General features: G+C 39.0%; 26 protein-coding genes. 5 read left to right on the top strand and 21 right to left on the bottom strand.

Annotation, left to right across the window (positions count from 1 at the left end; translation table 11 throughout):
• Positions 1-2: 2 nt before the first annotated feature.
• Positions 3-2,036, bottom strand: coding sequence for a CocE/NonD family hydrolase (locus tag ACE1MS_RS06935; RefSeq protein WP_036161180.1), 2,034 nt, complete (start codon positions 2,034-2,036; stop codon positions 3-5).
• 286 nt (positions 2,037-2,322) lie between these two features.
• Here ACE1MS_RS06935 and ACE1MS_RS06930 point away from each other — a divergent pair, with 286 nt between their 5' ends.
• Positions 2,323-3,012, top strand: a complete 690-nt coding sequence (locus ACE1MS_RS06930) for a TetR/AcrR family transcriptional regulator (RefSeq protein ID WP_036165980.1) — start codon at positions 2,323-2,325, stop codon at positions 3,010-3,012.
• A gap of 58 nt (positions 3,013-3,070) precedes the next feature.
• Here the strand turns inward: ACE1MS_RS06930 and dinG are convergent, their stop codons facing one another.
• The 5 genes from dinG to panB all read right to left on the bottom strand — a co-directional run bounded on the left by dinG (position 3,071) and on the right by panB (position 10,540).
• Positions 3,071-5,842: an ATP-dependent DNA helicase DinG gene (dinG, locus tag ACE1MS_RS06925; protein ID WP_447402786.1), complete on the bottom strand. Its 2,772-nt coding sequence runs from the start codon at positions 5,840-5,842 to the stop codon at positions 3,071-3,073.
• Between the two features lie 216 nt (positions 5,843-6,058).
• The gene (locus tag ACE1MS_RS06920) at positions 6,059-8,182 is read right to left on the bottom strand and encodes a 5'-nucleotidase C-terminal domain-containing protein (RefSeq protein WP_447402785.1); all 2,124 of its coding nucleotides are present in this window, start codon (positions 8,180-8,182) and stop codon (positions 6,059-6,061) included.
• A 281-nt stretch (positions 8,183-8,463) separates the two neighbouring features.
• On the bottom strand, positions 8,464-8,847 hold the full coding sequence (gene panD / locus ACE1MS_RS06915; RefSeq protein ID WP_031417997.1) for an aspartate 1-decarboxylase: 384 nt from the start codon (positions 8,845-8,847) through the stop codon (positions 8,464-8,466).
• Between the two features lie 2 nt (positions 8,848-8,849).
• Positions 8,850-9,704, bottom strand: a complete 855-nt coding sequence (gene panC / locus ACE1MS_RS06910) for a pantoate--beta-alanine ligase (protein ID WP_012293667.1) — start codon at positions 9,702-9,704, stop codon at positions 8,850-8,852.
• On the bottom strand, positions 9,701-10,540 hold the full coding sequence (panB, locus tag ACE1MS_RS06905) for a 3-methyl-2-oxobutanoate hydroxymethyltransferase (RefSeq protein WP_012293666.1): 840 nt from the start codon (positions 10,538-10,540) through the stop codon (positions 9,701-9,703). Before panB ends, panC begins: the two co-directional genes overlap by 4 nt.
• Before the next feature lie 420 nt (positions 10,541-10,960).
• Here panB and ACE1MS_RS06900 point away from each other — a divergent pair, with 420 nt between their 5' ends.
• The 3 genes from ACE1MS_RS06900 to ACE1MS_RS06890 are packed head-to-tail and all read left to right on the top strand — an operon-like array spanning position 10,961 to position 12,713.
• On the top strand, positions 10,961-11,281 hold the full coding sequence (locus ACE1MS_RS06900) for a PadR family transcriptional regulator (RefSeq protein ID WP_012293665.1): 321 nt from the start codon (positions 10,961-10,963) through the stop codon (positions 11,279-11,281).
• Positions 11,274-11,876: a DUF1700 domain-containing protein gene (locus ACE1MS_RS06895; RefSeq protein ID WP_012293664.1), complete on the top strand. Its 603-nt coding sequence runs from the start codon at positions 11,274-11,276 to the stop codon at positions 11,874-11,876. Before ACE1MS_RS06900 ends, ACE1MS_RS06895 begins: the two co-directional genes overlap by 8 nt.
• The gene (locus ACE1MS_RS06890) at positions 11,877-12,713 is read left to right on the top strand and encodes a DUF4097 family beta strand repeat-containing protein (RefSeq protein WP_031417992.1); all 837 of its coding nucleotides are present in this window, start codon (positions 11,877-11,879) and stop codon (positions 12,711-12,713) included.
• A 54-nt stretch (positions 12,714-12,767) separates the two neighbouring features.
• Here the strand turns inward: ACE1MS_RS06890 and ACE1MS_RS06885 are convergent, their stop codons facing one another.
• The 6 genes from ACE1MS_RS06885 to ACE1MS_RS06860 all read right to left on the bottom strand — a co-directional run bounded on the left by ACE1MS_RS06885 (position 12,768) and on the right by ACE1MS_RS06860 (position 17,797).
• On the bottom strand, positions 12,768-13,751 hold the full coding sequence (locus ACE1MS_RS06885) for a biotin--[acetyl-CoA-carboxylase] ligase (RefSeq protein ID WP_012293662.1): 984 nt from the start codon (positions 13,749-13,751) through the stop codon (positions 12,768-12,770).
• A gap of 145 nt (positions 13,752-13,896) precedes the next feature.
• The gene (locus ACE1MS_RS06880) at positions 13,897-15,075 is read right to left on the bottom strand and encodes a CCA tRNA nucleotidyltransferase (protein ID WP_012293661.1); all 1,179 of its coding nucleotides are present in this window, start codon (positions 15,073-15,075) and stop codon (positions 13,897-13,899) included.
• Positions 15,062-16,207: an N-acetyl-alpha-D-glucosaminyl L-malate synthase BshA gene (gene bshA, locus ACE1MS_RS06875; protein WP_012293660.1), complete on the bottom strand. Its 1,146-nt coding sequence runs from the start codon at positions 16,205-16,207 to the stop codon at positions 15,062-15,064. Before bshA ends, ACE1MS_RS06880 begins: the two co-directional genes overlap by 14 nt.
• A gap of 33 nt (positions 16,208-16,240) precedes the next feature.
• Entirely contained in the window at positions 16,241-16,645 is a 405-nt protein-coding gene (mgsA, locus tag ACE1MS_RS06870) for a methylglyoxal synthase (protein ID WP_447402784.1), read from the bottom strand.
• Positions 16,646-16,664: 19 nt separating this feature from the next.
• The gene (dapB, locus tag ACE1MS_RS06865; protein ID WP_031417990.1) at positions 16,665-17,462 is read right to left on the bottom strand and encodes a 4-hydroxy-tetrahydrodipicolinate reductase; all 798 of its coding nucleotides are present in this window, start codon (positions 17,460-17,462) and stop codon (positions 16,665-16,667) included.
• On the bottom strand, positions 17,462-17,797 hold the full coding sequence (locus tag ACE1MS_RS06860; protein WP_031417989.1) for a nucleotide pyrophosphohydrolase: 336 nt from the start codon (positions 17,795-17,797) through the stop codon (positions 17,462-17,464). Before ACE1MS_RS06860 ends, dapB begins: the two co-directional genes overlap by 1 nt.
• Before the next feature lie 115 nt (positions 17,798-17,912).
• Between ACE1MS_RS06860 and ACE1MS_RS06855 the strand changes: the two genes are divergently transcribed.
• On the top strand, positions 17,913-18,782 hold the full coding sequence (locus ACE1MS_RS06855) for a YitT family protein (RefSeq protein WP_008181565.1): 870 nt from the start codon (positions 17,913-17,915) through the stop codon (positions 18,780-18,782).
• A gap of 56 nt (positions 18,783-18,838) precedes the next feature.
• Here the strand turns inward: ACE1MS_RS06855 and ACE1MS_RS06850 are convergent, their stop codons facing one another.
• The 9 genes from ACE1MS_RS06850 to aroA all read right to left on the bottom strand — a co-directional run bounded on the left by ACE1MS_RS06850 (position 18,839) and on the right by aroA (position 26,386).
• The gene (locus ACE1MS_RS06850; RefSeq protein ID WP_008181566.1) at positions 18,839-19,513 is read right to left on the bottom strand and encodes a zinc metallopeptidase; all 675 of its coding nucleotides are present in this window, start codon (positions 19,511-19,513) and stop codon (positions 18,839-18,841) included.
• Between the two features lie 60 nt (positions 19,514-19,573).
• Positions 19,574-20,170: a DUF1405 domain-containing protein gene (locus ACE1MS_RS06845; RefSeq protein ID WP_031417988.1), complete on the bottom strand. Its 597-nt coding sequence runs from the start codon at positions 20,168-20,170 to the stop codon at positions 19,574-19,576.
• A gap of 237 nt (positions 20,171-20,407) precedes the next feature.
• Positions 20,408-21,175, bottom strand: a complete 768-nt coding sequence (locus ACE1MS_RS06840) for a menaquinol-cytochrome c reductase cytochrome b/c subunit (RefSeq protein WP_004232669.1) — start codon at positions 21,173-21,175, stop codon at positions 20,408-20,410.
• Positions 21,176-21,216: 41 nt separating this feature from the next.
• Entirely contained in the window at positions 21,217-21,891 is a 675-nt protein-coding gene (qcrB, locus tag ACE1MS_RS06835; protein WP_008181573.1) for a menaquinol-cytochrome c reductase cytochrome b subunit, read from the bottom strand.
• Positions 21,892-21,910: 19 nt separating this feature from the next.
• Positions 21,911-22,417 carry a QcrA and Rieske domain-containing protein gene (locus ACE1MS_RS06830; protein ID WP_031417987.1) on the bottom strand — a complete coding sequence of 169 codons (507 nt, stop codon included), beginning with the start codon at positions 22,415-22,417 and terminating at the stop codon, positions 21,911-21,913.
• Positions 22,418-22,571: 154 nt separating this feature from the next.
• Entirely contained in the window at positions 22,572-23,021 is a 450-nt protein-coding gene (locus tag ACE1MS_RS06825) for a DUF2487 family protein (protein ID WP_031417986.1), read from the bottom strand.
• A 141-nt stretch (positions 23,022-23,162) separates the two neighbouring features.
• Positions 23,163-23,720: a ReoY family proteolytic degradation factor gene (locus tag ACE1MS_RS06820; protein WP_031417985.1), complete on the bottom strand. Its 558-nt coding sequence runs from the start codon at positions 23,718-23,720 to the stop codon at positions 23,163-23,165.
• A 14-nt stretch (positions 23,721-23,734) separates the two neighbouring features.
• Positions 23,735-25,003 carry a tetratricopeptide repeat protein gene (locus ACE1MS_RS06815; RefSeq protein WP_031417984.1) on the bottom strand — a complete coding sequence of 423 codons (1,269 nt, stop codon included), beginning with the start codon at positions 25,001-25,003 and terminating at the stop codon, positions 23,735-23,737.
• 96 nt (positions 25,004-25,099) lie between these two features.
• Positions 25,100-26,386, bottom strand: a complete 1,287-nt coding sequence (gene aroA, locus ACE1MS_RS06810; RefSeq protein WP_031417983.1) for a 3-phosphoshikimate 1-carboxyvinyltransferase — start codon at positions 26,384-26,386, stop codon at positions 25,100-25,102.
• Positions 26,387-26,413 lie beyond the last annotated feature (27 nt).

Genomic DNA, 26,413 nt, shown 5'->3' with positions numbered 1-26,413 from the left:
ATTTACAAGCCATGACGTTTAATTTTTTGATCCCATTCCTTATGGAAGACCTGTTTGTCATTTTCTTTGATCGCCATCTCCCCAATAATTTGGAAGTTTTCTAGAGTAGATGTTTTAGTAACCGTAATATCAGCATCTATCCACCAACCCTCACGACCTATTTTCATTTTTTGATAGATTGTATAGTGAGCTGACAATGGATCAGCATTCGATAAGGTTAATTCTCGTTTCAAATTATGTTCAACCGTGATATCAATATCATCAAAGCGATATATCCCTTCACCAAAAACGCCTCCAACCCCATCAGTAATACATGTCCATGTATCTGTTAAAATGTCGTATGAAATAGAACGATCCACTCTTCCTTCTTGGAGCGTTGTTATAGGTGTTAATGTTGCACTTTCAGGATTCATATTTGGTCCAGCTATTTGATGTCCATGGAAGGTTGGCAATGTGAAAGTAGCTGTTTCAAGATTTAATGTCAATGTAGCGTCTTCTGGCATCGGCCAAAACATTGGCCAAAACGTTGTTGCTAATGATAAGCGTAAACGGTGCCCCGCTTTAAATTGATGTCCACAGCAATCTAATTGCACAAAGGCTTTCACTTTTTTACCAGGAATTAATAATTCTACATGATCATGACCATTCAAATGTGTTAAATTCATCACGCCATAGGACACACGAGTAACAGCTCCATTTGGTGCAACGTCTGACAACTGCGCAAACAGCATCGCATGTGGTTTATCACTCATTAATTCCACTTCAAACTTCGGATAACCCACAATCTCTAGTGGGTTCTCTAGCATGTCTGTTTCAAATATCATGGCCATTCCGTCATCAACTCGTTGATCTGCTGGACTTTCGCCTAGTACTCCAGCACCCATCCATTCTCCCGATAATAGACCATGATTTTGTGGTGTTTTTAATTGTACCTGTTCTTGGTGATCACTACGATGCTCTACTAATTTTCCATGTGTCAGTTGATACGCCTTCGTTTGTACCTCTGCCACTGTTGGCCATGATTCGAGTCCAACCCAATAGCCATGGCTGACTGGTTTCTTAACAGATGGTTCCATGCTTTTTTCAACCCAAACATTCACCATTGGTCCGTCCATTACATCATTGTCAATTCCTTTTAACCAATGATCCCACCATTTCACGGCCTCTTGTAAAAAGCCCATTGCTGGACCTGGAACTCCATCATGTGGGTAAACATGTGCCCATGGGCCAATAATGCCCTTTCTAGGAACAGAAAGCCCTTCCATTAAACTTAAAACTGTGTTCGTATAGGAATCTTCCCAACCATCTAGTGCAAAAACAGGAATTTCGATGTCATCATAATTCTCACAAACTGAACCATGCTTCCAGTAGTCATCTCTTGTTTGATGCTCCATCCACTGTGCCATCCATAAAGGCATATTTTCTAAACGTTGCATCCATTTTTCACGCCAGCTATCGCCAACAATATGAGGATCAATCGGACGTAGCTGGTACGCTAACATAATGGCGCCCCACCAGAAGTTATCATTTAACAAACAACCACCCTTATAGTGAATGTCATTGTTATAGCGATCATCCGTGAAGCCTACTGTAATAATCGCCTTTAACGCTTTTGGTCTTCTAGCAGCTACTTGCAGAGAATTAAATCCACCCCATGATTTCCCCATCATCCCAATATTGCCATTACACCAGCTTTGGCTAGCCATCCATTCAATTACTTCAAGTGCATCATCCTGCTCTTGCTTTAAATACTCATCTTTTAATAAGCCATCTGACTCACCTGACCCTCGCATATCTACTCGAACAACGGCGTATCCATGTCCCGCAAAATACCCGTGCATTGGCTCATCTCTTGCTCTTGTACCATCTGTTTTGCGATAAGGAATATACTCCAGAATAGCTGGTACTTTTTGTCCTGCTTCTACTGTCGGTAACCAAATTCGACTAGAAAGTTTTGTGCCGTCTGCTAATTCAATCCATGTGTTTTCGATTGTTTCATATGTACACTCAAATTGTGTCACAATTTTTTTACTCATTGAATAAATCCTCCTCTTGTGTTTAAACTCATTGCTCTAGCATCCCTTTTTATCTAATTATTCAGAATCTTAATTATTTACTAATCATGATTATAAAATAATTGTGATTAGTATATCATCTGAAATTCCGATGTACAACACTGAAAATGCTAAAAGCTGATGCTATAATGGAAGATGTAAAGCAAAATTGTTATGCTATAATAAGTTTAAATTAACTTACAAATGGTAAATATATGAATTTAACTAATAATTTTACATGGACAGTGTACGTCGGGGGGACATTACTATGAAAAAAAAGGAAATACAAAGGAGTCGTATGTGGAAATACTTTGTAGACGCCACGGCAGAAATTATAGAAGAAGAAGGATTGGAGAATGTGACGATTAGAAAGGTTGCCGATAAGGCTGGTTATAACAGTGCAACCATTTACAATTATTTTTCAGAAATCTCTCATCTCCTCTTTTTTGCATCAATGAGATGTATGCAAGACTATACGAACGAAGTTGCGCGTTACATAGAAAGAGGCAAAGATCCTATTGATAAATATTTATTAGCTTGGGAATGTTTTTGCCAATACTCCTTCAAACAGCCACAGATTTTTCATGCCGTCTTTATTATGGATTTAGGAGAAACACCAGAAAAATTATTGGAAAATTATTATAACTTTTACCCCAATGATTTAATTAATATTCCAGATGATTTAAAGACTATATTGTTTCAGCACAGCCTGACAAAACGAGGTCGTTCTATGTTAGAAATTGCTTTAAAGGAGGGCTACTTAACAGAGGGTAACGTGGATGCTATTAATGAAATCACACTCTTAATTTGGCAAGGTATGTTTACCAACCTTTTAAATAATCGAAAAAGCTATGATGCTCAACAAGCAACGGAAATCGTTATGAGCTATATTACTAAAATTGTTCGAAACGCTAACCTTTTTGAGGGTCAAACTAACAACAAACAACCCTTACAATAGGATGAAACGTCTAAGCCATTTAAAAACCCCTTCTAGCTCATGCTAAAAGGGGTCCATTCTATTTTTGCCAATGGTTCAGTTCTTTTAATAATTCGGGTAGCTGCAATTTCTTTACGTCGATTGGCGGTAGTGCTTTTATAAATTCTTTGCCATAGGATTTGCTTGTTATTCGACGGTCGAGGACAATAAAAGCACCTTTATCTTGAGAGGAACGAATTAAGCGACCAAAGCCTTGCTTAAAGCGCATAATAGCCTCAGGCAATGACAACTCCGTGAAGGAATTGCGTCCTTGCGCTGTAAGATGCTGAGCTCTTGCCTTAAAGATAGGCTCTTCTGGTGAAGAAAATGGCAGCCGCACGACAATAACAGAGGCAAGGGCATCTCCAGGAACATCTACACCTTCCCAAAAACTGTTTGTTCCAAAAAGAACAGCATGGCTAAATTTTTGAAATGATTTCAGAATGCGCATACGGCTACCACCTGTAACACCTTGCGCAAAAAGCATATAATCATCTAAAAGTTCACTATCTTGAATGAGCTCGACTGTTTTCCGTAGCATATCCTGGGCTGTGAAAAGCACAAAACAACGACCTTCTGTCATTCTAACAGTTCTCGTAATCGCATGAGCAACTGCCTCAATATATTCTTCCTGACTAACATGCTGAATGTCTGGCATATCAGTGACAATATATGCCTTTGCACCCGCATAATAGGCTGGCGGTGCTTGTAATTTTATTACTTCAACGCTATCAGAAATTCCTAATTGTCGTGTAACAAAACGCTCATTGCCTGGTACCGTTAATGTGCCTGATGTCCATATAATGCTCGCTTGCTTGCGAAGAGGTGCTAATACTTGTTCAATAATGGGTGTTACATTGGCTGGTTTTTTAAAAACATGTAAACTGCCAGGAACACTTCGAACATCAAATTCTAGCCAAACTGAACTTCCGTCCTGTGGTGACAGGAATATGTCTTCCCATTCCGCAATTTTTATTTTTACTTCTCGAATCCAATAATGCCATTCGGATACAACATAAAGATCATTTTTATCTAATTGCTCAATATTATTTTCAAATCCTTGAGCTGCTTCAGTCGCAAGATCAAGCCATTGCTGAGTTAGTTTGCTTACATGTAAAAATGACTCTTTGGCAAGCGTTACATCCTCTATAAACAAGGTACATTTGCTGCTAGCTCGCTTCCCTTTCATATGCTGCTGCATGCTTTGAACTGTTCGTTGAATGGTCTCATCAAATGCACGCTGTAACCGGATAAACTGAGCATCCAGTCGCTGTAAACTTTGCATCGATACGCGTTGTTTTTTCTTTGCCGCTTCACAAAAAAGGTGATATAGTGCTGTGTCCTCCATTGTGCCAATTTGACCGAAAATATATTTCCATTGCGTATAGGAGAAGACTATTTCATCCTGTTGCATCGCAGCCTGAATAAATTGATGTGCTTCATCAATTACCCATCCATCTACTTGTGTAAATATCGGCGTTTGACGAACCAAATCGCTTAAAACCATAGCATGATTTGTCACAATGCAGTCAGCAAATGCACTGTTCTTTAGAGCTTGTTCATAGAAATCAAAGCCTTTAGATGGTTTGTCATTTGGTATTTTGCGGATTTTCTCTAAAAACAGTTGTCCGCCACCTGATACATTCAGCTCACTTAGCACACCCGTCTCTGTTTTCGTCAGCCAAACGAGAATCTGTAAAATAGAAAAAGTATCATCATAGGATTCGTCACCATATGCCATACATTGTTCAAAACGATCTAGATCAATATAATGCTGCATCCCCTTTAGTACGCATATGTTTACTTTTGTACCAAGGATTTTCTCTATCTTTGGTAGCTCCTCCTCTACAAGCTGTTCTTGTAGATAGGATGTATAGGTACTAATCGCGATTTTCTTATGGACAGTACGAGCATATACAATGGCTGGCAGTAAATAACCTGCCGTTTTGCCAATACCCGTGGAAGCTTCAATTACACATTCCTTTTGCTCATGTAGTGCTTGCCAAATCGTATCCATCATCTCAAATTGTGCTGGACGTTCTTCAAAATTGGGTAGAGCCTTTGTCATTAAGGCCGTTTTATCTGCCACTGTTTGCGGATAATCAATCGTCTCTGACGCATTGTCATGTTTATTACGACCATTACAAATCGCAAAATTCCGGTAATAGTGCACATTTTCATTGCCTGTTTTATGCTGACGTTTTATTTGCAGTGCCTCGAAAAAAAGCTGTGAAATATTCGATTTTAAGCGAAAAGAACGCTTATGCATTTGTTCTAATGTTAGTTGAGGCAGACTTAGTAGCTCTTTCCAACAACATTTGAACAGCTCTGCTGTAGCACGAGCATCATCATCCGCTCGATGTGCATTGGCCAACTCTATATTTAAATCCGCCGCCAAGTCTCCTAGCTTAAAGCCGAGTGACATCGGAAACAAAATTTTTGCTAGCTCTACTGTATCCATTTTTTTACCTTGCCACTTTGGAAGGCCTGCCCGTTTAAACTCCGCCTGTAAAAATGATAAGTCAAAATCGGCATTATGGGCTACAAACACACAATCAGCCAGTAGCTCATATATGTAATCCGCATGTTCCTCAAAAGGGTATGAATCCTTTACATCCTCATTTGTTATATGCGTTAAATCTTGAATAAAAGTAGGAATGGCTTTGCCTGGGTTAATAAATTTCGTATAGGTACGCTCAATTTCCCAATCCTTCATAATAACAATGGCAATTTGAATCATCCGGTCCCCATTCGCTGGTGAATGACCCGTTGTCTCCAAATCCACAATGGCATATTTTTGACTTTCCATCATACATCTCAACTCACAGTTCACATTAGATAAGAAGAATTTTATCATATATTTGGTTCAGCAGCATCCTTTCTCCCCTACACGTCTTCTAATAGGCAATTCCTTTTGCTCCATATAAATTAAAAAACCGCAACCTCAGGGAATCCTTTAAGGTTGCGGAAATAGCCTTGTGACATATTTTAAAGATGATGTTGTTTTCAAGCTATTTTTTAGAAAGTATTATTTCTTTTTTGCAACATCAACAATACGACCTTCAGCAGTTGTTTTCACTTCTTTTAATGATAATAATTGCTCTTGTAGGTTCTCCCAATCAGATAAACCTAAATCTGTTACTCGACCTTCTTCATATGCTTTAGCAAACATATCAAAGCCGTCTCCACCTTTAGCAGTGAAGGCATTCGTTGCTACTGTATATGTTTTATTATCTTCTAAAGCAACATACTTGCCAGTTGCTTTATCTAAATATTCGATTGAAACAACACGTGAGCCAGCTTCTTTTGATGAGTCATATTGTAATTTCGCTCCACCAATGTGTAGGAAACCACCATTTTCTTTAGGTGCATTTTTTAAGGAAACTTCAAATGCTGCTTTTAGCTCAGCTCCAGTAGTATCCATTAATGCTAATGTGTTACCAAATGGTAATACTGTAATCACTTGTCCAACCGTAATATTGCCTGCTGGAATTGCTGCACGAATACCGCCACCATTTTGTAGTGCCATGACAACTGTTTTATCTGTATATTTTTGTGCTTTTGCCAACATACCATCTGTAATAATATTACCTAACGCTGTTTCATTGCTACGTACACTTTCTAAGTTTGTTTCAGTTGCACGTGGATTTGCTAACTCCTCAGAAATTTTCACACCGATTTCCTTGTTGTTAACTTCATCAATTTTTGCTTTATATGGCGCTAGTAATTTTACTAATGCTTTATCTTCAGCTACTTTACCAAGGTCGATTAATTCGCCACCGTACTCAGTGACAACACCTTTGCCATCAAATGTGACATCCAATGTTCCTAAAAATTTGACATACTCATTAGCTTGTACAATTAATGTTGCATCTTTTGCTTCGCCTACAGTGTTTGTATCTACAACAAATGGCTCGTCTAATTTAGTATGGTCATGTCCACCAACAATTACATCGATGCCTGGTACGTTTTTCGCTAGTAAAATATCATTATCCACATTTGGATTATCATTATAGCCAATATGTGTTAAAGCAATAATTTTATTAACGCCCATTCCCTCAAAAGCAGCTACTGCTTTTTTCGCTTCTTCAATATAGTTAGTGAATTTCACTTTACCTGGAGAAGCAATATCCAAAGTTTCTTCTGTTGTTAAACCAAAGATACCAACTTTTTCTCCATCAATTTCTTTTACAATACCTGAATAGATTTTACCGTTTTCAGGTTCACTTGAAATAAGATCTGTAAATAAACCTGTAAATTTTGCATCTGCTGAAAAGTCTGTATTGGCATCCACAAATGGGAATTTAGCACCTTTAACAAAGTCTGCAAGTGCTTGATGTCCTTCAGGTGATGAACCTAAATCAAATTCATGGTTACCAAATACCATAGCGTCAAAGCCAATTTCATTTAATAGCGCTAAATCTGCTTGCCCATGGAACTCATTGAAGTATAATGTACCACTAAATGCATCACCCGCATGTAAAGTTAAAACATTTTTCTTTGTTTCACGTTGCTCTTTTACAGCTGTTGCTAATTTCGGTAGTTCATTTGCACGAGCATGTGTATCATTAACATGTAAAATGGATAATGTAAATGCATCTTCTGGTTTTTCAGGCGTTTCTGGGTTTAATTTAGTTAGAGCTTCTGCAATCAATGTTGCGAGTTGTCCACGTGTTACACTTTTACTAGCTTCATGATTTTTAGCACTCTCTAATTCTGGTAAATTAGGAATAGATGACAAGATTTTTGCCAAATCACCATGTGTAATCGTTTGGTTTGGACGGAATGTATTATCTCCATAGCCTGAAACAACTTTTAATACTACTAATGCAGCGATTGGGCCGTAATACGGATTAGCTGCATCAATATCCTTAAAGTTTGGATTCACAACTTCTTTCGTGTCTAGCTTTAATGCGCCTGCAATCATTTTTGCAGCCTGTCCGCGCGTGACATTTGTATCAGGTTTGAATGTACCATCTGGGAATCCGCTAATAATACCTGCCGCATAAAGTGTCGAAATGCCCTTATAATCTGCATGACTTTCCTTTACATCCGAAAATGGGCTAGCTGCTGATGCTGGTGCTGCTGCTACCGCTGTGATAGCCAATGCTGCTGCAGTTGCTGTTAAAAATTTGTTACGTTTATTTTCCATTACAAATGATACCTCCACTAGTAAAATGATGTACTAACAACTAAATTCTACATAAATATCTCATAAAATACTAGAACATTTGTAAAATTTTAATTTCACAAACTAGTTTAATAGTTAGAAAAACAAAATTTTACCAGTACTTTTGTAGCGGTTTTGATTACATAAAAAGGAGGATGGGCTAATCGGCTACAGTCATGAGCCTTGCCATCCTCCTTTTTGATATCGATTTCCAGCCACTTTACTCATTTGTTTCTGGAATCATGGTAAAACGTTCTCTTGTCTTACATCACTGTTGCTTCTGGTTCATAAGAAATCATTTCTTTAATCGAATTATCTTCTCCCATAATGGCAACAGTCGGTTTATGATCCTTAGCCTCATGATTATCCACATATACATAGGAAATAATAATGACAATATCGCCACGCTGTACGAGTCGGGCTGCCGCCCCATTCACACAAATTACACCTGAACCACGCTCACCAGCAATAATATACGTTTCAAAACGAGCGCCATTATTATTATTAACAACATGTACCTTTTCATTTGGGAGCATACCAACTGCCTCAAGTATGTCCTCATCAATTGTTATGGAGCCGACATAATTTAAATCTGCCTGTGTCACTGTTGCACGGTGGATTTTACTATTCATCATCATTCGTAACATATTTATAGTCCCTCTTTCACAGTAAAGATACTATTATCAATTAAGCGTGTCTTCCCAATATACACAGCAGCTGCCAACAATACTTGTTGTGTCGTTTCAGTCACTGGTGTTAAATCTGGGTAGGCTAATAATTCAATATAGTCAATTCGGCCATGAGTTTGTATTTGAATATGAGCTTTGGCCTTTGCTAATGCTTCCCTAACATCTCCCGTTGCTAAAAAGCTATCCCGAGCCAATTGTAGTGCTTCATGAATGGCAGGAGCCTCTTCTCTTTCCGATTCGCTTAGATAAATGTTGCGAGAAGACTTTGCTAATCCATCTTCCTCTCGGACAATAGGTACGACGCGCATGTCTAAAGGAAAATTAAAATCACGGACCATTGTTGTAATAATGGCAACCTGCTGGGCATCTTTTTGGCCGAAATATGCTCTAGTGGGAAGTGTAAGATGGAATAATTTTGCTACAACTTGTAGCACACCATCAAAATGGCCAGGACGACTTGCTCCGCAAAGAATCGTTGCCTGTTCACCCGCATGAATACGAATTCCACCATCCTGCGGATACATTTCTTCAACACTTGGTGCGAATACAAGGTCTACGCCGACAGACTCTGCTAACGCAATATCTCTTGGCAAATCCCGTGGGTAACTTTCAAAATCTTCATTTGGTCCAAATTGTGTTGGGTTGACGAATATACTCATGACAACTAAATCATTTTCTGCACGTGCTGTTTGAGCCAATGTTAAGTGGCCTTCATGTAAATATCCCATAGTCGGAACAAGGCCAATCGTTTTATGAGCTTGTTTAGCTGCTTGAATTTCAGCGGTTAATGCTTGTATCGTTGTCATGACCTTCATGATTGGACGCCTCCATATAGCTGGTCTAATGCATCCTCTTTCATTGTGAAGAAATGCTTCTGTGCTGGGAAAGTACCTGCTTTGACAGCTTCCACATAGCGAACCATTCCTTCACTTGCCTCTTTCCCCATATTGGCAAATTGTTGAACAAACTTTGGCACATGATGTGAGCCATAGCTTAACATGTCATGATAAACCAACACTTGGCCATCTGCTTCTACACCTGCACCAATACCTATGGTAGGAATGATAAGATGAGCTGACACAATTTCTGTTAGCTGATGTGGAATACATTCCAAGACGACTGCACATGCACCAGCCTCTTCACACTGCTTGGCATCCTCAATAAGTTTTGTTGCCTGTTCAGCCGTTTTCCCCTGCACCTTATATCCACCAAGTACGCCTGCTGATTGTGGCAGTAAGCCTAAATGAGCAACCACTGGAATACCTGCAGTTGTAAGTTTTTGAATGACCGGAATGATATCTCCTGCCCCTTCTACTTTTAAGGCGTCAGCACCTGTTTCTTGCATCATATAAATGGCCGTTTTCAATGTTTCATTGACATCACCATGATAGGAACCAAATGGCATATCAACTACCACAAAAGTATCCTTCGCCCCACGTCGAGTTGCTTTTGCATGATGAATCATGTCTGCTACAGTCACTGGCATTGTAGAATCGTAGCCAAGGACAACCATTCCAAGTGAATCTCCTACTAGAATCATGTCAACATTAGCAGCCTCTGCAAATTTAGCGGCTGGATAATCGTAGGCAGTCACCATCACGATTTTCTCGCCTGCCGCTTTCATCTTTAAAAAATCTGTTGTCGTTTTCATTTTGTAGTCCTCCTTTTTAAGGGAAGAAAACAGAAAAACCCCTCGGTTCCAAAATGGACAGAAGGGTTGTGTTTCGTTCGTTAGCAAAAAGCCCCCTGCATAACTCGGCAAGAGGTGCTAGCTTCACTTTGAAAGTGAGCTACTTGTTGAACGTATTGTTTTCTTCCGTCCCTGTCATAAAGATCAAGGCAGATATTTGTTCGTATTGGATCTTGCGTTTAGAAGGTGCCGTTCACAATGGATACTGCCCTTCAGCACATACTATAACAATAAAACTTGTAATCTTCAAATATTATTTTCTAATAATAACAACTTTCATTTATAAAATTTGACAATCAATGCTATACGTCATATACTATCCTCATACTATATGGCATATAATATAAAATGAAGTATAAGTAATGAATGTGAGGTGGAAAGATGACATTTCAGCTTGGCTCAGCTTTACTAGATGCTTGTGTATTGGCCATTGTGGACAAAGAAGATGCATACGGCTATTCCTTAACTCAGCAAGTACAATCCGTCATGGATATTTCAGAGTCTACACTGTACCCCGTATTACGTCGCTTACAAAAAGCGGATTATTTAACAACCTACGATCAGCCCTATCAAGGTAGAAATAGACGCTATTATCAAATTACAGAGGATGGCCGTATACGATTATTAGAGCTTTTAAAAGAATGGCGAGTGTATAAGGAAAAGGTTGATTGTGTACTTTTAGGAGGGAATATAGATGGATAGAGATAGCTATTTGAAAAAGCTACGAGGGAAATTACGGCGACTTCCTGCGCATGAGTTAGACACGGCTCTTGCCTATTATGAAGAATACTTTGAAGAAGCAGGAGAGGAAAATGAGCAACAGGTTATTTCAGAGCTAGGCTCCCCCTCTCATGTTGCCTCGCAAATATTGGCAGATTTTGCCTTGAAAGATTTAGAAAACACTTCGGAGAAATCGACTAAAAAGAATATGACAGCTATATGGCTTATTATTCTAGCTATCCTTTCTGCACCGCTTTCTTTACCACTTCTGGCAACAGCTATCGCCCTTATTGTATCATTTGGTGCTGTCATTATTAGTTTGATTTTTGCGATTGGAGCTGGCATTTTAAGTATTTTTATCGGCGGAATGGCTGCCCTTATTTCAGGATTCTTTATTTTAACGGAGCATTGGCCAACCGCATTATTATTTATGGGGGTTGGCTTAATCATTACAGGGTTGGGTGTCTTACTCTTTCCATTCGTTGCGCGTTTTATTAAGAAAACCGTCCTGGTCTCTGTAGAAACATTGGGCAGATTGTTCCATAAAATAACGAAAACAAAGAAAGGAGGCCTGTAAATGACTTCTAAAAACTCCCTTGTTGCGATAACCATAATTGCATTAGGTATTTTACTGACATTGGTCGGCTATTTTTCAGGAGGTCGATGGTTCATTATCAAAGATGGGGATGGCCTTCACGTGCCAGGTAGCCATAAACTAATTCATGAATCATATAACCTAGATAAGTTTACTAGTATAAATATCGTGAATGATTATGGGGATATTACCATTGTCTCAACTGAAGACAATTATAAACTGGAAACGAATGTACTCGAACAACAAGACGTCTCGTATCATGTTGAAGATGGAACTTTACAGATTGAAACAAAGGCAAAGAAAAAAAATGGGTTTGCATTTGGCTTCTCTAGCTTTTCTTCTCCCTCTATCAAAATCTATGTTCCAGCAAATACTAGCATAGAGGCGATTGTAATAGATAGTGAATTCGGGGATACAACACTTCGAGGGTTGCATTATCAACAGCTAAATTTAATGCAAAATTACGGAGATATTACCTTCAACAACATAACTGGAGAGAAAACAGAGATTACACAGGACTTTGGGGATTTAACGTTCAAGCAATATTCTAGTAATGGTGTAAACATCGAAAGTGAGCATGGTGATATTCATATTGCTGGAACTTTAAATGGGACATCAACCATTACATCTAGCTTTGGAGATGCAACGCTTCACTTACAAAATAAACAAAGTGATCTTGGTTATGAAGTAAAAACAAGTTTTGGGGATATAACGGTTAATGGCACAGAAGAAAATGGCAAGGTCACTCAGCTTTACAAGGGTGATGACCAGCTGAACGTTTCTTTATCGCACGGTGATGTCAATGTTTCACTCAAATAATAATAATTGAAGTCATCAAAAAAGCTGCAGGTACACACCTTGCAGCTTCTTTTTTTATAGTATTTTGATATCTCCTGCATAAATGGTGCGGACCAAACCATCATCTTGTGTAAGCTGTAGCACCCCATCATCTGTAATTCCACTAGCTATCCCTTCAAAGCGTTCTCGTATTGTCGTCACCTCAATACGCTGACCAATCGTACAAGACAGCTGCTCCCATAGGGTTTTAATACTTGCAAATCCTTCTTCGACATATAGCTCTGTAAATTGCTCAAGGTACTGTAAAATTAATGCTACAAGTGCTGCACGATTAATTTCCTCACCTGCTTCTAATCGTAGTGAAGTAGCAATCTCCGCAATATTTGATGAGAAATCGGCTGCCTCCTGGTTAGCGTTTATTCCAATGCCAACTAGTAATGCCTGTACCAGATCTGCCTCTGCCTGCATCTCCGTCAAAATACCTGTACATTTTTTTCCATTAATTAATAAATCATTGGGCCATTTGATAGCTGGCTCAATATCTTTATAGAGTGTTGTAATGGCCATTGTGACAGCCACTGCGACAACAAGCGTATAAGAGGATGCCTGTTGAGGTGTGACATCAGGTCGAACGATAATCGTCATCCAAATACCGCTACCATGCACTGATTCCCACGGACGAGCCATCCGACCTCGACCTGCTGTTTGCTCTTCACCAATAATGACTGTGCCATGTGGTGCACCCTCTTGTGCAAGTTTATGGGCAATCGTTTGTGTGGAATCTACAACATCGAAATAATGAATTTTTCTTCCAAAATGCTCTGTTTTTAAAAAAAGGTCAATTTGTGTGGGACTTAAACTATTTGGTACACCTGTTAATACATAGCCTTTTTTCTTTATCGTTTCAAACGTGTAGCCTTCTTCTTGTAATGTCTGCATATGTTTCCAGACAGCCGTCCTTGAGACACCAAGGGAATCCGCTAATTCTTGACCTGAAACTGCTTCTCCATTGGCAGCCAGTATTCTTTTTAAAATTTCGTCTTTTATGGAAATTGTCATGTTCACATCAATCCTTTTGTAAACTCCGCTTTTTATGTAACTATACTTCATCATACTGTAAATCAACTGAAATGACCATCAGTGATATAAAATGACAAGCCGTCCCACATTTTCCTGAGACGGCTTGTTGTCAATATATATATGCTTACGCTTCATGGAAGTAGTGGCAATCTAGCCAATTTTTTATACGCTCCTGGTCATTTTCAAGTTCATTATGAATTATGGCTTCCAGTATGTCGCCTAATACTTCTTTTACCCAAGGGCCTCCCTTTTTTCCAGACCATTTAAGTAAATCCGCTCCATTCACCACAACTTCTTGCTTCTGTTGAATGGGTAGCTGATCCTGTAATACACGAATAGGCTGGCTAGGTAAACAAACGTCCAGTTGGAGTAGTTTTGCGAAATATATGGCTGCTTCTAACTCCTGTTCTTTGTAGGTAAAATAATGAATGTTTGTCCAGCCACTATTTAACGCTTCATAGGCTGTCAATACAGCTTTAACGAACGCCATTTCTTTATTGGACAATCGATAATCCCGTAGAATCTCTCGCCAATTTGCACCTTGAAGTAAAGCAAAATAAGCCCAGCCTACATGCTTGTCCTCAGTCCGAAAATCATACCAGCGATGAGCCTGAAAATTCCCATGTAAATAAGCTGCCAAGCCACTTTCCTCTAATTTTTGAAGGCCACTAAAAACGGACGTTCCAAGCCATAGCTTATCTAGCTCTGCTTTAATTCGTTCTTTTGCAATAAAAGCGATATCGGGCGCTCTATTTTGTATCGCAGTCATAGTATCTTTCGCTATTGTGAAATCAAGCTGTGCTGAAAAACGAATTGCTCGTAACATGCGCAAGGCATCCTCAGCAAAACGTTTGTCAGCATCTCCAACAGCTCGAATAACACGAAGTTCAATATCTTGACGACCCCCGTAATAATCAACAAAAGTGCCATCATGACGCATAGCGATGGCATTCATTGTAAAATCACGGCGTTGTAAATCGTCTTGCAGAGAGCGAACGAATTGCACTTTATCGGGTCTTCGATGGTCTGTATATTCCCCATCTGTACGATAAGTTGTTACCTCAACTGGCCCAGCAGGTACGATAACAAGTACCGTCCCATGCTGAATTCCAATATCTACAGTCCGTTGAAAAACTGACTTTACCTCTTCAGGCAGCGCGTTTGTCGCAACATCGACATCATGCGCAGGGCGATTCAGTAAAGCATCCCTAACAGCTCCACCTACAATAACTGCCTCAAAGCCTGCTTGTTCTAATTGTTCAATTACTGAATAGGCTGTTTGCCATTCTTTATTGTTTTGCATGATTTCTTTCCGCAACCTTCTCGTACAGATTTTCGTATTGTTCTACAATTTTGGACGAGTGGAATTTGTCGCCGACTGCTCGAATGGCTGCCTCTCTGAAACGCAGCAATTTTTCCTCATCTTGCAACAACTGAACAGCATATTCAGCTACCGTTTCAGTATCTCCTAAGTCCACAATAAAGCCATCCACACCATGTTCAATGACTTCCGGGATACCCCCTACATTTGTTCCAATACAAGGTACTCCACAAGCCATTGCCTCTAATAAAACCAGTCCAAACGATTCCTGTTGAGAAAGTAACAATTTTAGGTCACTAATAGCATATAGCTCAGCTAAATTTTCTTGTTTTCCTAAAAATAGAACATCCTTCATATATGGACTTTCCTTTACTTGGTCCATTACACGATGCTTTTCGGGCCCATCACCCACCAATAAGAGCTTTGCCTTCACATTAGCACGTATTTTCATAAAGGCTTCAATAATATGTGGAAGATTCTTGATTTTGCGGAAGTTAGATACATGGATGAGAACTTTTTCATCTTCTTGAATACCAAATTGCTCTTTTAGGTTTCTGGAATTACGAGGGAAGTACTCACGTTCATCCACAAAGTTATAAATGGTTTCAATGGGCTTAACTGTATCAATTAATTCATAAGTTTGTTCTTTTAATGCGTGTGACACGGTCGTCACAATATCAGATTTATCAATTCCATACTTAATGGCCTGTGAAAGCGTAGAATCCTGCCCAAGCACTGATATATCTGTGCCATGAAGTGTTGTAACGATGCCAATATCTCGCCCACTCATTTCACGTGCTAACACAGCACATACTGCATGTGGAATTGCGTAATGCACATGCAACACATCCAACTCTTCATCCTTGATGACGTCTGCCATTTTACTCGCTAATGCAATATCGTATGGTGAATATTGAAACACTGAATAATTATTAACTTCGACTTCATGGAAAAAGACGGTTGGATAAATTTTATTCAATCGAAATGGTACGCTTGAGGTAATGAAATGAATTTCATGCCCTCTTTCTGCAAGCATTTTGCCTAATTCTGTTGCAATTACACCAGAGCCTCCAACTGTTGGATAACAGGTAATGCCGATTTTTAGCTTTTTCATTCGATGTTCATCCTTTCTAAATCACGTCTTTTATTAGTTACGTCTTTCTTGTATCAGTCTCCAATCCACAAAGCCTTCTTGTAGGCCTTTTAATAATATTTCTGCTGTCCCCATATTTGTCGCCAGTGGCACTTGGTAAACATCACAAAGACGGATAAGAGCAGAAACATCTGGCTCATGTGGCTGCGCTGTTAATGGATCTCGGAAAAAAATAACCATATCCATATCATTGTTGGCAATCATTGCGCCAATTTGTTGGTCGCCACCAAGTGGACCTGAACGAAATCGTGTTATCTCTAAACCAGTGGCTTCAATGACACGCTGTCCTGTTGTACCGGTAGCATAAAGTGAATGTTCAAGTAAAATTTCTTTGTAAGCAATAGCAAACTGTACTAAATTATCTTTTTTACGATCATGTGCAATCAATGCGATTTTCATATAGCTTCCATCCCAATCTTTAGATGATGTTTTCTAAACCATAAACAAGCTGATCCATTTTCATAACCTCTTCTACACAAAAGGCAATGCCCGACATAAATGAATTTCGATTTAATGAATCATGGCGAATTGTTAAAAGCTGCCCATCTCCACCAAATAATACTTGCTGGTGTGCCACTAAACCAGGTAAGCGAACAGAGTGGATGCGCATGCCATCAAAGTCTCCACCTCTTGCACCTTCAATGGTTTCTTTTTCTTCTGGATGCCCCTGAGTCTTTTGCGTACGTGCCTCTTGTATTAATTGAGCTGTTTTCACAGCTGTTCCAGAGGGTGCATCAAGTTTTTGATCATGATGCATTTCAATAATTTCTACATCTGGTAAGTATTTGGCCGCTTCTTTCGCAAATTTCATCATCAGGATAGCGCCAATCGCAAAGTTTGGTGCAATAATGCAGCCTAACTCTTTTTCTTTGGCAATGGTTGATAATTCCTCTAGTTGTGCATCAGTAAATCCTGTTGTACCAATTACAGGTCGTACATTTAAATTCAACGCTTCTTTAGTATGATTGTATACAGAATGTGGGTTCGTTAAATCCACTAATACGTCTGGAGAAGTTGCTTCTACAAGATCATGCATTTCCGTAAATATAGGTACTGTATAGCTCGCTGGGAACATGTCTAAATCAGCTAATGTTTTTCCTACTTCCTTATAATCTAGTACAGCTACTAATTCCATTTTGTCATGTTTCATGACCGTATGTACAGCCTCAGCCCCCATTTTTCCTCTTGCTCCTGCAATAGCTACACGAATCGACATCATTCTTCATCCTTTCTCGTCCAACGATCCTTATCCCTTGTTTCAAATTTATGTATGACTCTTAATAGAGCTTCATCTAATTTAATACCCTGAGCATTGGCAAAGCATACTAAAACAAAGAAAAAGTCACCAAGTTCTTCTTCAATACTGTTTATTTCCTCAGTATTCTTTTTCTTTTTTTGTCCATATACATCCTGAACCTCACGAGATAGCTCTCCTAATTCCTCTGTTAAACGGGCTAGCAGTTCGAATGGTGGGAAATATCCTTCTTTAAATTGTCCTATATAATTATCAACACGCTGTTGTAATGCTTGCATTGTTAGTTGTTCTGTCATTTACATCACACTCCTATTTACCATCCTATATAATTTACACCGTTGTTGTCAAAACCAATAAAATGTCAGATAATAGATATCACTACTTCATTTGTTTGGAACTACAGGAGGCCAAATGTTAAAACAGATTAAAATTCGAAATATTATCGCAATAATGCTCGGAGCAGCCATTTTTAGCTTCGGGTTTGTTCACTTCAATATTCAAAATCAGCTAGGTGAAGGTGGACTAAGTGGAATTACACTCATACTATACTTTACATTAGGATGGGACCCCGCCTTAATGAACCTATTATTAAATATTCCCATGTTTATAATTGGTTATCGATTACTTGGAAAGAAATCTTTTGTTTATACGCTTGTTGGCACTTTATCTGTTTCTCTTTTTCTAAAGATTTTCCAGAAATATCAGTTTACCATTCATTTAGAAGATGACATGTTACTCGTTGCTCTTTTCGCGGGTATATTCGTCGGACTTGGCCTAGGAATTGTCTTCCGCTTTGGTGGCACTACCGGCGGCGTTGATATTTTGGCACGACTTGGACATAAATATTTTGGCTGGAGTATGGGTAAAACGATGTTTGTCTTCGACGCCATTGTCATCATCCTTTCATGGCTTACATTTTTAGATGCTCGTTCCATGATGTACACATTAGTCGCTGTATTTGTTGGCGCTCGTGTTATTGACTTTGTACAGGAAGGAGCCTATGCAGCGCGTGGTGCTCTCATTATATCTGAGAAGTCCGGTGTTATTGCCGAAACAATCGCCTTACGAATGGAACGCGGGATCACTATTTTAGAAGGACATGGCCACTTTACTAAGCAGCCTAAGGAAGTTATTTATTGTGTGATCGGTCGCAACGAAGTTGTACGCCTAAAATCCATTGTTCATGAAGTGGATCCACACGCTTTCGTTTCTATTATAGAAGTACGCGATGTAGCAGGAGAAGGCTTCACTCTTGATGATCAAAAACAACCGCTTCATTAAGTGTTTGAAGATAAAAAACTTGTTATAGTGGTGTTCCACCATAACAAGTTTTTTTCTTAGTCATCGCTACGCATATTCGTAAAAATTAGAATTAGACGTAATAATTCTAGTACCGCTACCGCTGCTGCTGCTACATATGTTAATGCTGCAGCACTCAATACTTTTCGTGCTGGTCGTTCTTCTTCATTTGTAATAATGCCAAGCGAATTCATTTGAACTAATGCCCGCTTTGAAGCATCAAACTCCACTGGAAGTGTCACTAATTGGAAAACAACACCTGCTGCTAATAATATGATACCTAAAAGCAAGAAATTCGTACTACTTGCAAAAATACCAATCATTACAAAAATCCAAGATGCATTCGAAGAAATATTTGCCACTGGGACTAGCTTACTACGTAATGTAAGCATAGAGTAAGCTTCTTTATGTTGGATGGCGTGACCTACCTCATGGGCAGCTACCGCAGCACCTGCAACACTCGCTTCATAAAAGTTACTTTCTGATAAAGCAACTGTTTTGGTTGCCGGATTATAATGATCAGACAACACACCTTGTGTTGGCACAACTCGTACATCATATAAGCCGTTCGCATCTAAAATCGCACGCGCTACCTCTGCACCTGTTTGGCCTTTCATTGTACGTTGTTTCGCAAATTTATTATACGTGCCTTTTACTTTCATTTGTGCATAAAGTGGTAGCAGCATAATAATAATAAAATAAACTATATACATGCTTGTTGACAATATTCTAACCCCTTTCTACCTCTATACTATAATTCTATAATTTATACCCTAATTCGGCAAATATTTGCGCCACCTAATTGAGAAAATCGCAAGGAGAATACATGCAATTGATAACCAAAACGTAAAGTAGCCAATATAGCTTGTGTACTTGACTAAATCCCCATACATAGGCATTTGACCAAACACATAGTCAATGACATCATTATGGAGCGTCCAGACAGCCGCTATAAATACATGCCAGTAAGTGAATACATATTTCTTCATATATAAGATTGCTTGAACGGCCATTGCAAAATGTGAGCCAACTAGCATCCAGCCTTGCCAACCGATTGACCCTGTTTCAATTAATGTCCAAATATTCATGACATCAGCCCATAGACCATATTTCACTAATGTTACAAGCGCTAATACTTCCATTAACGGCCATCTTTTTCCCATAATCCAAGCAATTAACACAAAGCAAAAGAATAAGCTAGCTGTTGGACTATCAGGAACAAAAATATAAAAAATAGGCTTAGTGATTGCAAGCTGCCATCCATACCAATAATAGCCATATACTGTGCCTAATAGATTAATAATAAGCAGCGCTATTAAGAATGACTTATGGTTAAGAAGATACCAAAGATTTGCACGTGTTATCTGCATGATTACAACTCCTTGCGCTTTGCTAAAATTCTTTGTTTATGTACAGTATAGATTTTTGTAGGTGAAATTATTTTCACAACTTCAATATGTGCTAATGGATAGAATTCATTCGCTTTTATCTACTTTTCGACATTTTTCGCTAAAAAATCGAGGGTAAGGGAACCTTTTCTACTAGCTTTCAGTCCAAATATATAACAAGGTCGAAAAAAAAGAGCCAGTTTCCTGACTCTTTTACTATTACTCAGCTTTTAAACTTTCGATAAATTCAGCAAGTTTCTGAAGATCTTCATCTGAACCTGTCCATAATCCTGGTGGCATGTTACCACGACCATTATGAGCAATGTCCTTAATTTCATCAGCTGTTAATCCAGTGTTCATTAGAGATGGTGCACCAGCTCCACCTTCTAAGCCTTCACCGTGACATGTAATACATGCTGAACCAGCGTATAGTTTATAACCTTCTGATTCTTTATCGAATTCAACTGTTTCTACGATTGCACCCATAGCTTTTTGAGCTTCCCAGTCGTGGTTAACAACTGACTCCCAAGTTAGGTAGAACATAGCAGCTAGAGTTAATAACATAAACGCTGTCGGTAATGGACGTTTAGATGGACGACGTTCTGGACCCTTGTCTAAAAATGGCATTAATAATAGCGCTCCAAATGCAAGACCTGGAATTACAATTGCTCCAATTACATTGTATGGACCAGAAGCAAATGAGTATTTTAAAAGTTGATACATGAATAAGAAGTACCAGTCCGGTAGCGGTGTATATGCTCTAGTTGGATCTGCCGGCCCTTCAAGTGGTGACGGGTGAGCGACAGTTAATAATAAGTATCCAATTAAAAATACAGCACCTACCATCCATTCCTTCAGTAAGAAGTTCGGCCAGAAAGCTTCCGTCTTACCTGGATATTCGGAATAATCCTTTGGAACATTCGGCATTCTGTGATTCGCTTTAATACGAGAATCGCCGACAAATTTCATTCCTTTTCCGCGATGCATAGTGTCCCCTCCTTTTAAAGATCATCGAACCGTCAAGACAATTACAACGGCCCTGAAATTCCTTGACGACGAATCATGATAAAGTGTGCTGCAAGTAACCCAAACAATACTGCAGGCAAGAAGAATACATGAATCGCAAAGAATCGAGTTAACGTTTGAGCACCAAGAATTGTAGTGTCACCCGCTAATAATACTTTAATCATCGAACCGATAAACGGTACAGATGCTGCAATTTCGATACCTACTTTAGTAGCGAATAATGCTTTCATATCCCATGGTAATAGGTATCCTGTAAAGCCAAGACCCATCATTACACCAAAAATACCTACACCAACCATCCAGTTTAGTTCACGAGGTTTCTTATAAGAACCTGTGAAGAACACACGAAGTGTATGTAAGAACATCATTACGATAACTAATGAAGCTCCCCAGTGGTGCATACCGCGCACGATTTCACCAAATGCTACTTCGTTTTGTAAATAATAAACTGATTTCCAGGCATTCACAACGTCTGGTACATAGTACATTGTTAGGAACATACCAGATAGAATTTGAATTACTGTGATGAAGAATGTTAATCCACCGAAGCAGTAAACGAATGCTGAAAAATGATGTGCAGGGTTAACGTGCTCTGGCACTTCGTGGTCGGCAATATCACGCCAAATAGGTGTAATATCTAGGCGTTCATCGACCCAATCATAAATTTTATTTAGCACTGTTGTCGTACCCCCTTACTTATTTAACTAGAGTATTTGCTTTAGCTGGACCAATCATTAAATAGCCATCTTGTTCTTGTACTTCAAATTCATCCAACGGACCTAGAGGCGGTGTACCTGCAACGTTTTTCCCGTTTTTCTCATAACGTCCTGCGTGACATGGACAGAAGAATTGACCTGGGTGTGCAGAATCTCCATTCCAGTCAACCATACATCCTAAATGCTTACAAACAGGTGAAAGGGCAATGATTTGATCGCCACTTTTATAAACCCAAGCTACATCTGTAACCTGTGATTTGTACCATGCATCCACTTGTTCATATGAAAAGTCAACTTTTACAGGCTCTTCAGTCAAGTCAGCGATTTTATGCTCTGTTTTTACAAAATCTCCACCCTCATGCTTTTGTAGCACAGGATCAATTGCAAAGCGAAGCATTGGCATTAGCATACCTGCCGCCATAAATCCACCTACACCAGTAAGAGTATAACTTAGAAATTGACGACGTGAAACTCGATTATTACTCATTATTTTCCCCCCTCTAACTTAAAGGTCAGTCCAACGGACATACTTTTACAAATAGTAATACTAGGACATATATATGATATATCAAGTCCATAGCTTGGTCAATATAGCATTCTGTGGAAAGCTGGAGAATGTGAACATTTATTGAAACTAATTGTTAAATCTGTGCCCATTTGGTCGAAAGCATCGGAACCACTTGCCGTAATTGATCTTCGAGAATTGATTTTTTCACACCTGCGTCCATGCTTTCTAATGGAATTGCTGGTAACCAAATAATATTTACTATATCTCCAATATTTGTCCAAGAGTGATCACAAGTAATGAAGAACACATGCTTAAAGCCAGCATTATGTAATTGTGTTTCAAATTGCTTCGGTAATTCTTCGTTTTTTAAAGAAGCCATATAAGAAAAAGGTGGCATGACTAGTAAACGGCCTTTAAACTGTTGTTCTATGAAAGAAGTTAAAGACATTAGAAAATCTACCTCAGCGCCACTTTGTTTCATTTTCTCAGAAGCTAAATCGATGGATATGAGCGGAACAATCGCAGTATCGATGAAATCCTTCTGTCCCAAAAATGATGTCACATCGTTTGCATTAAAGTACATTCAACAAACCTCCTTTATCACATAATAAAAATGCCCTTTTCCACTCTTCAAATAGGATACCCAATTAAAAGTGAAAACAATCATTCACTAGTAATGTTACCATATTGAAGTGGGTAAAGGACATTCAATTTTTACCTATAACTAAGGTAAATTAGCCGTTTCCTTTAATGCTTGTAACAAATTAGACAATTCATAAAAACGTTCTTCATCTCCCTGATCGAGGGCATCATCAATTTGTGCAAGTAATTTTTCTTCTTGGAATACGAGTAAGCTATTGGAAAGCAGTTCTTCTGCCAGTAAACGATCTTTTTCACTAACTAACAGTGTCTCTGGCATATAAGGGTTTTCTTCTAAAACTGCTAAGTATTGTGCACTTGGTGGTATATTTGGAAAATTCAATTGTATATACATATCTTCTTGCTCGTGTAAGCGTAAATCATGGAAAGACTTTTCAGCGTCTGCCGTCATTACATTGCCTTTATAGAAACGAAAAGGCACACCTGTTGAATCAACCGTAGACATCACCATTGCTCTAGGACAATAGTGAGCTTCTTCCACAAATCGGATTCGTTTTAATAAGTCATCATTACTAAGTAAGTAATTTAAAATCCACACACACTCACGACGTTTCAATTGATAATTTTTTAAAAACCATCGAACAAATGCTTTTTTATCAACAACTGATACAGAAGCAGTCATACCCACTCCCTCCTTTACTCAAATTCTAAGGCTTCTAACTTCTCTTGCCATTCTGGTTCACCTGGTTGAATGTTAATTAATTGTTCAAGAACCACTTTCGCTTCTGAACGTTTACCTTCCTCTAATAAAAAGTACACATATTTTTCTAAAAATGTTGCGTCTTCCTTAAAATCATTATATGCCAAACGGTAAAATTCGTATGCACGGTCGTACAATTCTAAATTTTCATATGCCTCTGCAGCAAATGGATATAACGTGCTCCATTCAAAATCATTTTGCTGTAGAGTCTCAAATAATTCGATAACATCTTCATTCCGTTCCTGTTGTCCTAAAACAGAAATAAGTGCTAACACGGCTTCCATATACTCAGGGTCTAATGCTATTGCTTCTCGTAAATATTGCTCAGCTTCTACTGGTAAACTATTTTTCAAGGCCATTTTTCCAGCAAATAAATAGAGCGTTTTATCATATTCATCGCGTTTTAATCCCTCTTGGATCGCCGTATAGGCTTTTTGATTTTCCTCTGTCATCGCATAGCTTTCTGCCAGCAATAAGTAAGCCGAGAAGTAATCAGGATCTAACTCTTTCAATTCCTCTAATTGTTTAATAGCCATCTCGTATTTTTGGGATTGGAAGGCTGAATACGCAGCACCAAATAAAATATCTGGTTTCACCTCATCTTCAAGTGCCTTTAAATAATAATCCAATGCTGTTTCGTAGGCAGCCCCGGCACGATAAACCTCCGCTAATCGTTCCACAAGATGAATACCAGCAAATTCTTCTTGTTGCTCATTTAATTCTTCATACAATCTTGCGGCTTCCAAAAAACGACCTGTTTCAAATAACAGTTCGGCTTTGGCAAAATGAAGTAATGGCTCGTCTGGCAAAATTGCTAGTGCTTCATTTATACGTTTTTCTGCTACCTCAAATAACCCCTGCATTTGATAATAATCCGCTAAAACTAATAATGCTTGTGGATATTCTGGTGAGCCTTCTTCGATTTCAAGCAATAAATTTAATGCCTCATCTTCATCACCAAGCTCCATTAATACATTTGCACGATCTATTTTTAACTGTGCCTCTTCTGGGAATAAGAATTGTAAATGCTCCAGTACGCGGTCAGCTTCTTTCATGTACCCATATTGCATAAAAATTTCTGAAAGTGCGTAAATTTCCTCGGGTAGCTCCTTCACTAAAAATGTTTCAAGTAGCTGATCTATTAATGCTAAGTCTCCCTGTTCAAGTGCTTGCATCATTTCAGTCATCGCATTGTTCACAGTCATTCACCTATTCTTTCTTTGATACCTTTATGCTACAAAACATTTACCACCGAAACAAGAAAAAACTCCCCAAAAGCTTGGAGAGTCAATCTTCAATTGTTACCTTACTGCCTCAATATGTTCAAAGAATGATGGATAGGATACAGCGATACACTGTGCATCATCTAAAGTGACTGGTCCTTCGGTCATTAAAGCAGCCACAGCACCCATCATTCCAATTCGATGATCGCCATATGTTTTGAGACTTGCACCCTTTAATGGTGTTGGCCCTTCAATAATCATACCATCATTTGTTGCTTCGATGTTAGCACCCAGCTTTTTTAATTCAGCTACAACCGCTGTAATACGGTCTGTTTCCTTTACTTTTAACTCCTCGGCATCTTTAATAATGGTTTGACCATGTGCCTGTGTAGCAAGTAAAGCAAGGATTGGTATTTCATCAATTAAACGAGGAATCATGTCTCCCTCGATTGTTGTACCAGATAAAGTAGATGTTTGGATTTGAATAGTTGCTGTTGGTTCAGCTTGACTATCGTCATTTGGCATCACTGTCATGGTTGCACCCATTTTAGAAAGGACCTCGATAATTCCATCACGTGTTGGATTAACGCCAACATTTTCAAGTGTTAATTGACTATTATGACAGATTGCCCCCGCCACTAAGAAAAAGGCTGCAGATGAGATGTCCCCTGGTACAGAAACATGAGTCCCACTTAAAGCTTGTCCACCCTCTAATGAAACAACCCCATCCTTCACTTCGACATCGGCACCAAACTGACGGAGCATTCGTTCAGTGTGATCTCTTGACACTTCTGTTTCTCTAACTATCGTTGTTCCCTCAGCACGCAAGCCTGCAAGTAATATAGCAGATTTAACTTGTGCACTAGCTACTGGCATGTTGTATTCAATGGCCTGGAGTTTTGTACCTTGAATGGCTAATGGTGTATATTGACCGTCTGCACGTCCCGTAATATGGGCTCCCATTTGACGCAGTGGATCAATAACACGTCGCATTGGTCGCTTGCCAATAGAGGCATCCCCCGTCATGACTGAATGAACTGAAGATCCTGCTAAAATTCCGAGCATTAAGCGCGTTGTTGTACCAGAGTTACCTGTGTACAACACCTCTGTAGGCTCCTGCCAACTATCCATCCCTGGACTCTCTATCTTTACACTCGTTCCTTCCACCTCAATATGCACACCAAGCTTCTGGAAGCAATCAATGGTACTTAAACAATCTTCCCCAAGTAAAAAACCTTCTACTGTTGTTGTTCCAGTCGCAATGGAACCAAACATCACAGAACGGTGAGAGACCGATTTATCGCCTGGAACAGTTAGTGATCCCTGTAAAGATGGCTTATTGTATTGTAAAACTTTTTCACTCATTAATTTACTCCCTCCAATATGAAGACA

This window comes from Lysinibacillus sp. fkY74-1, assembly GCF_053165895.1.
The sequence above is the reverse complement of the archived record's forward strand: the minus strand, read 5'-3'. Positions and strand labels throughout refer to the sequence as shown.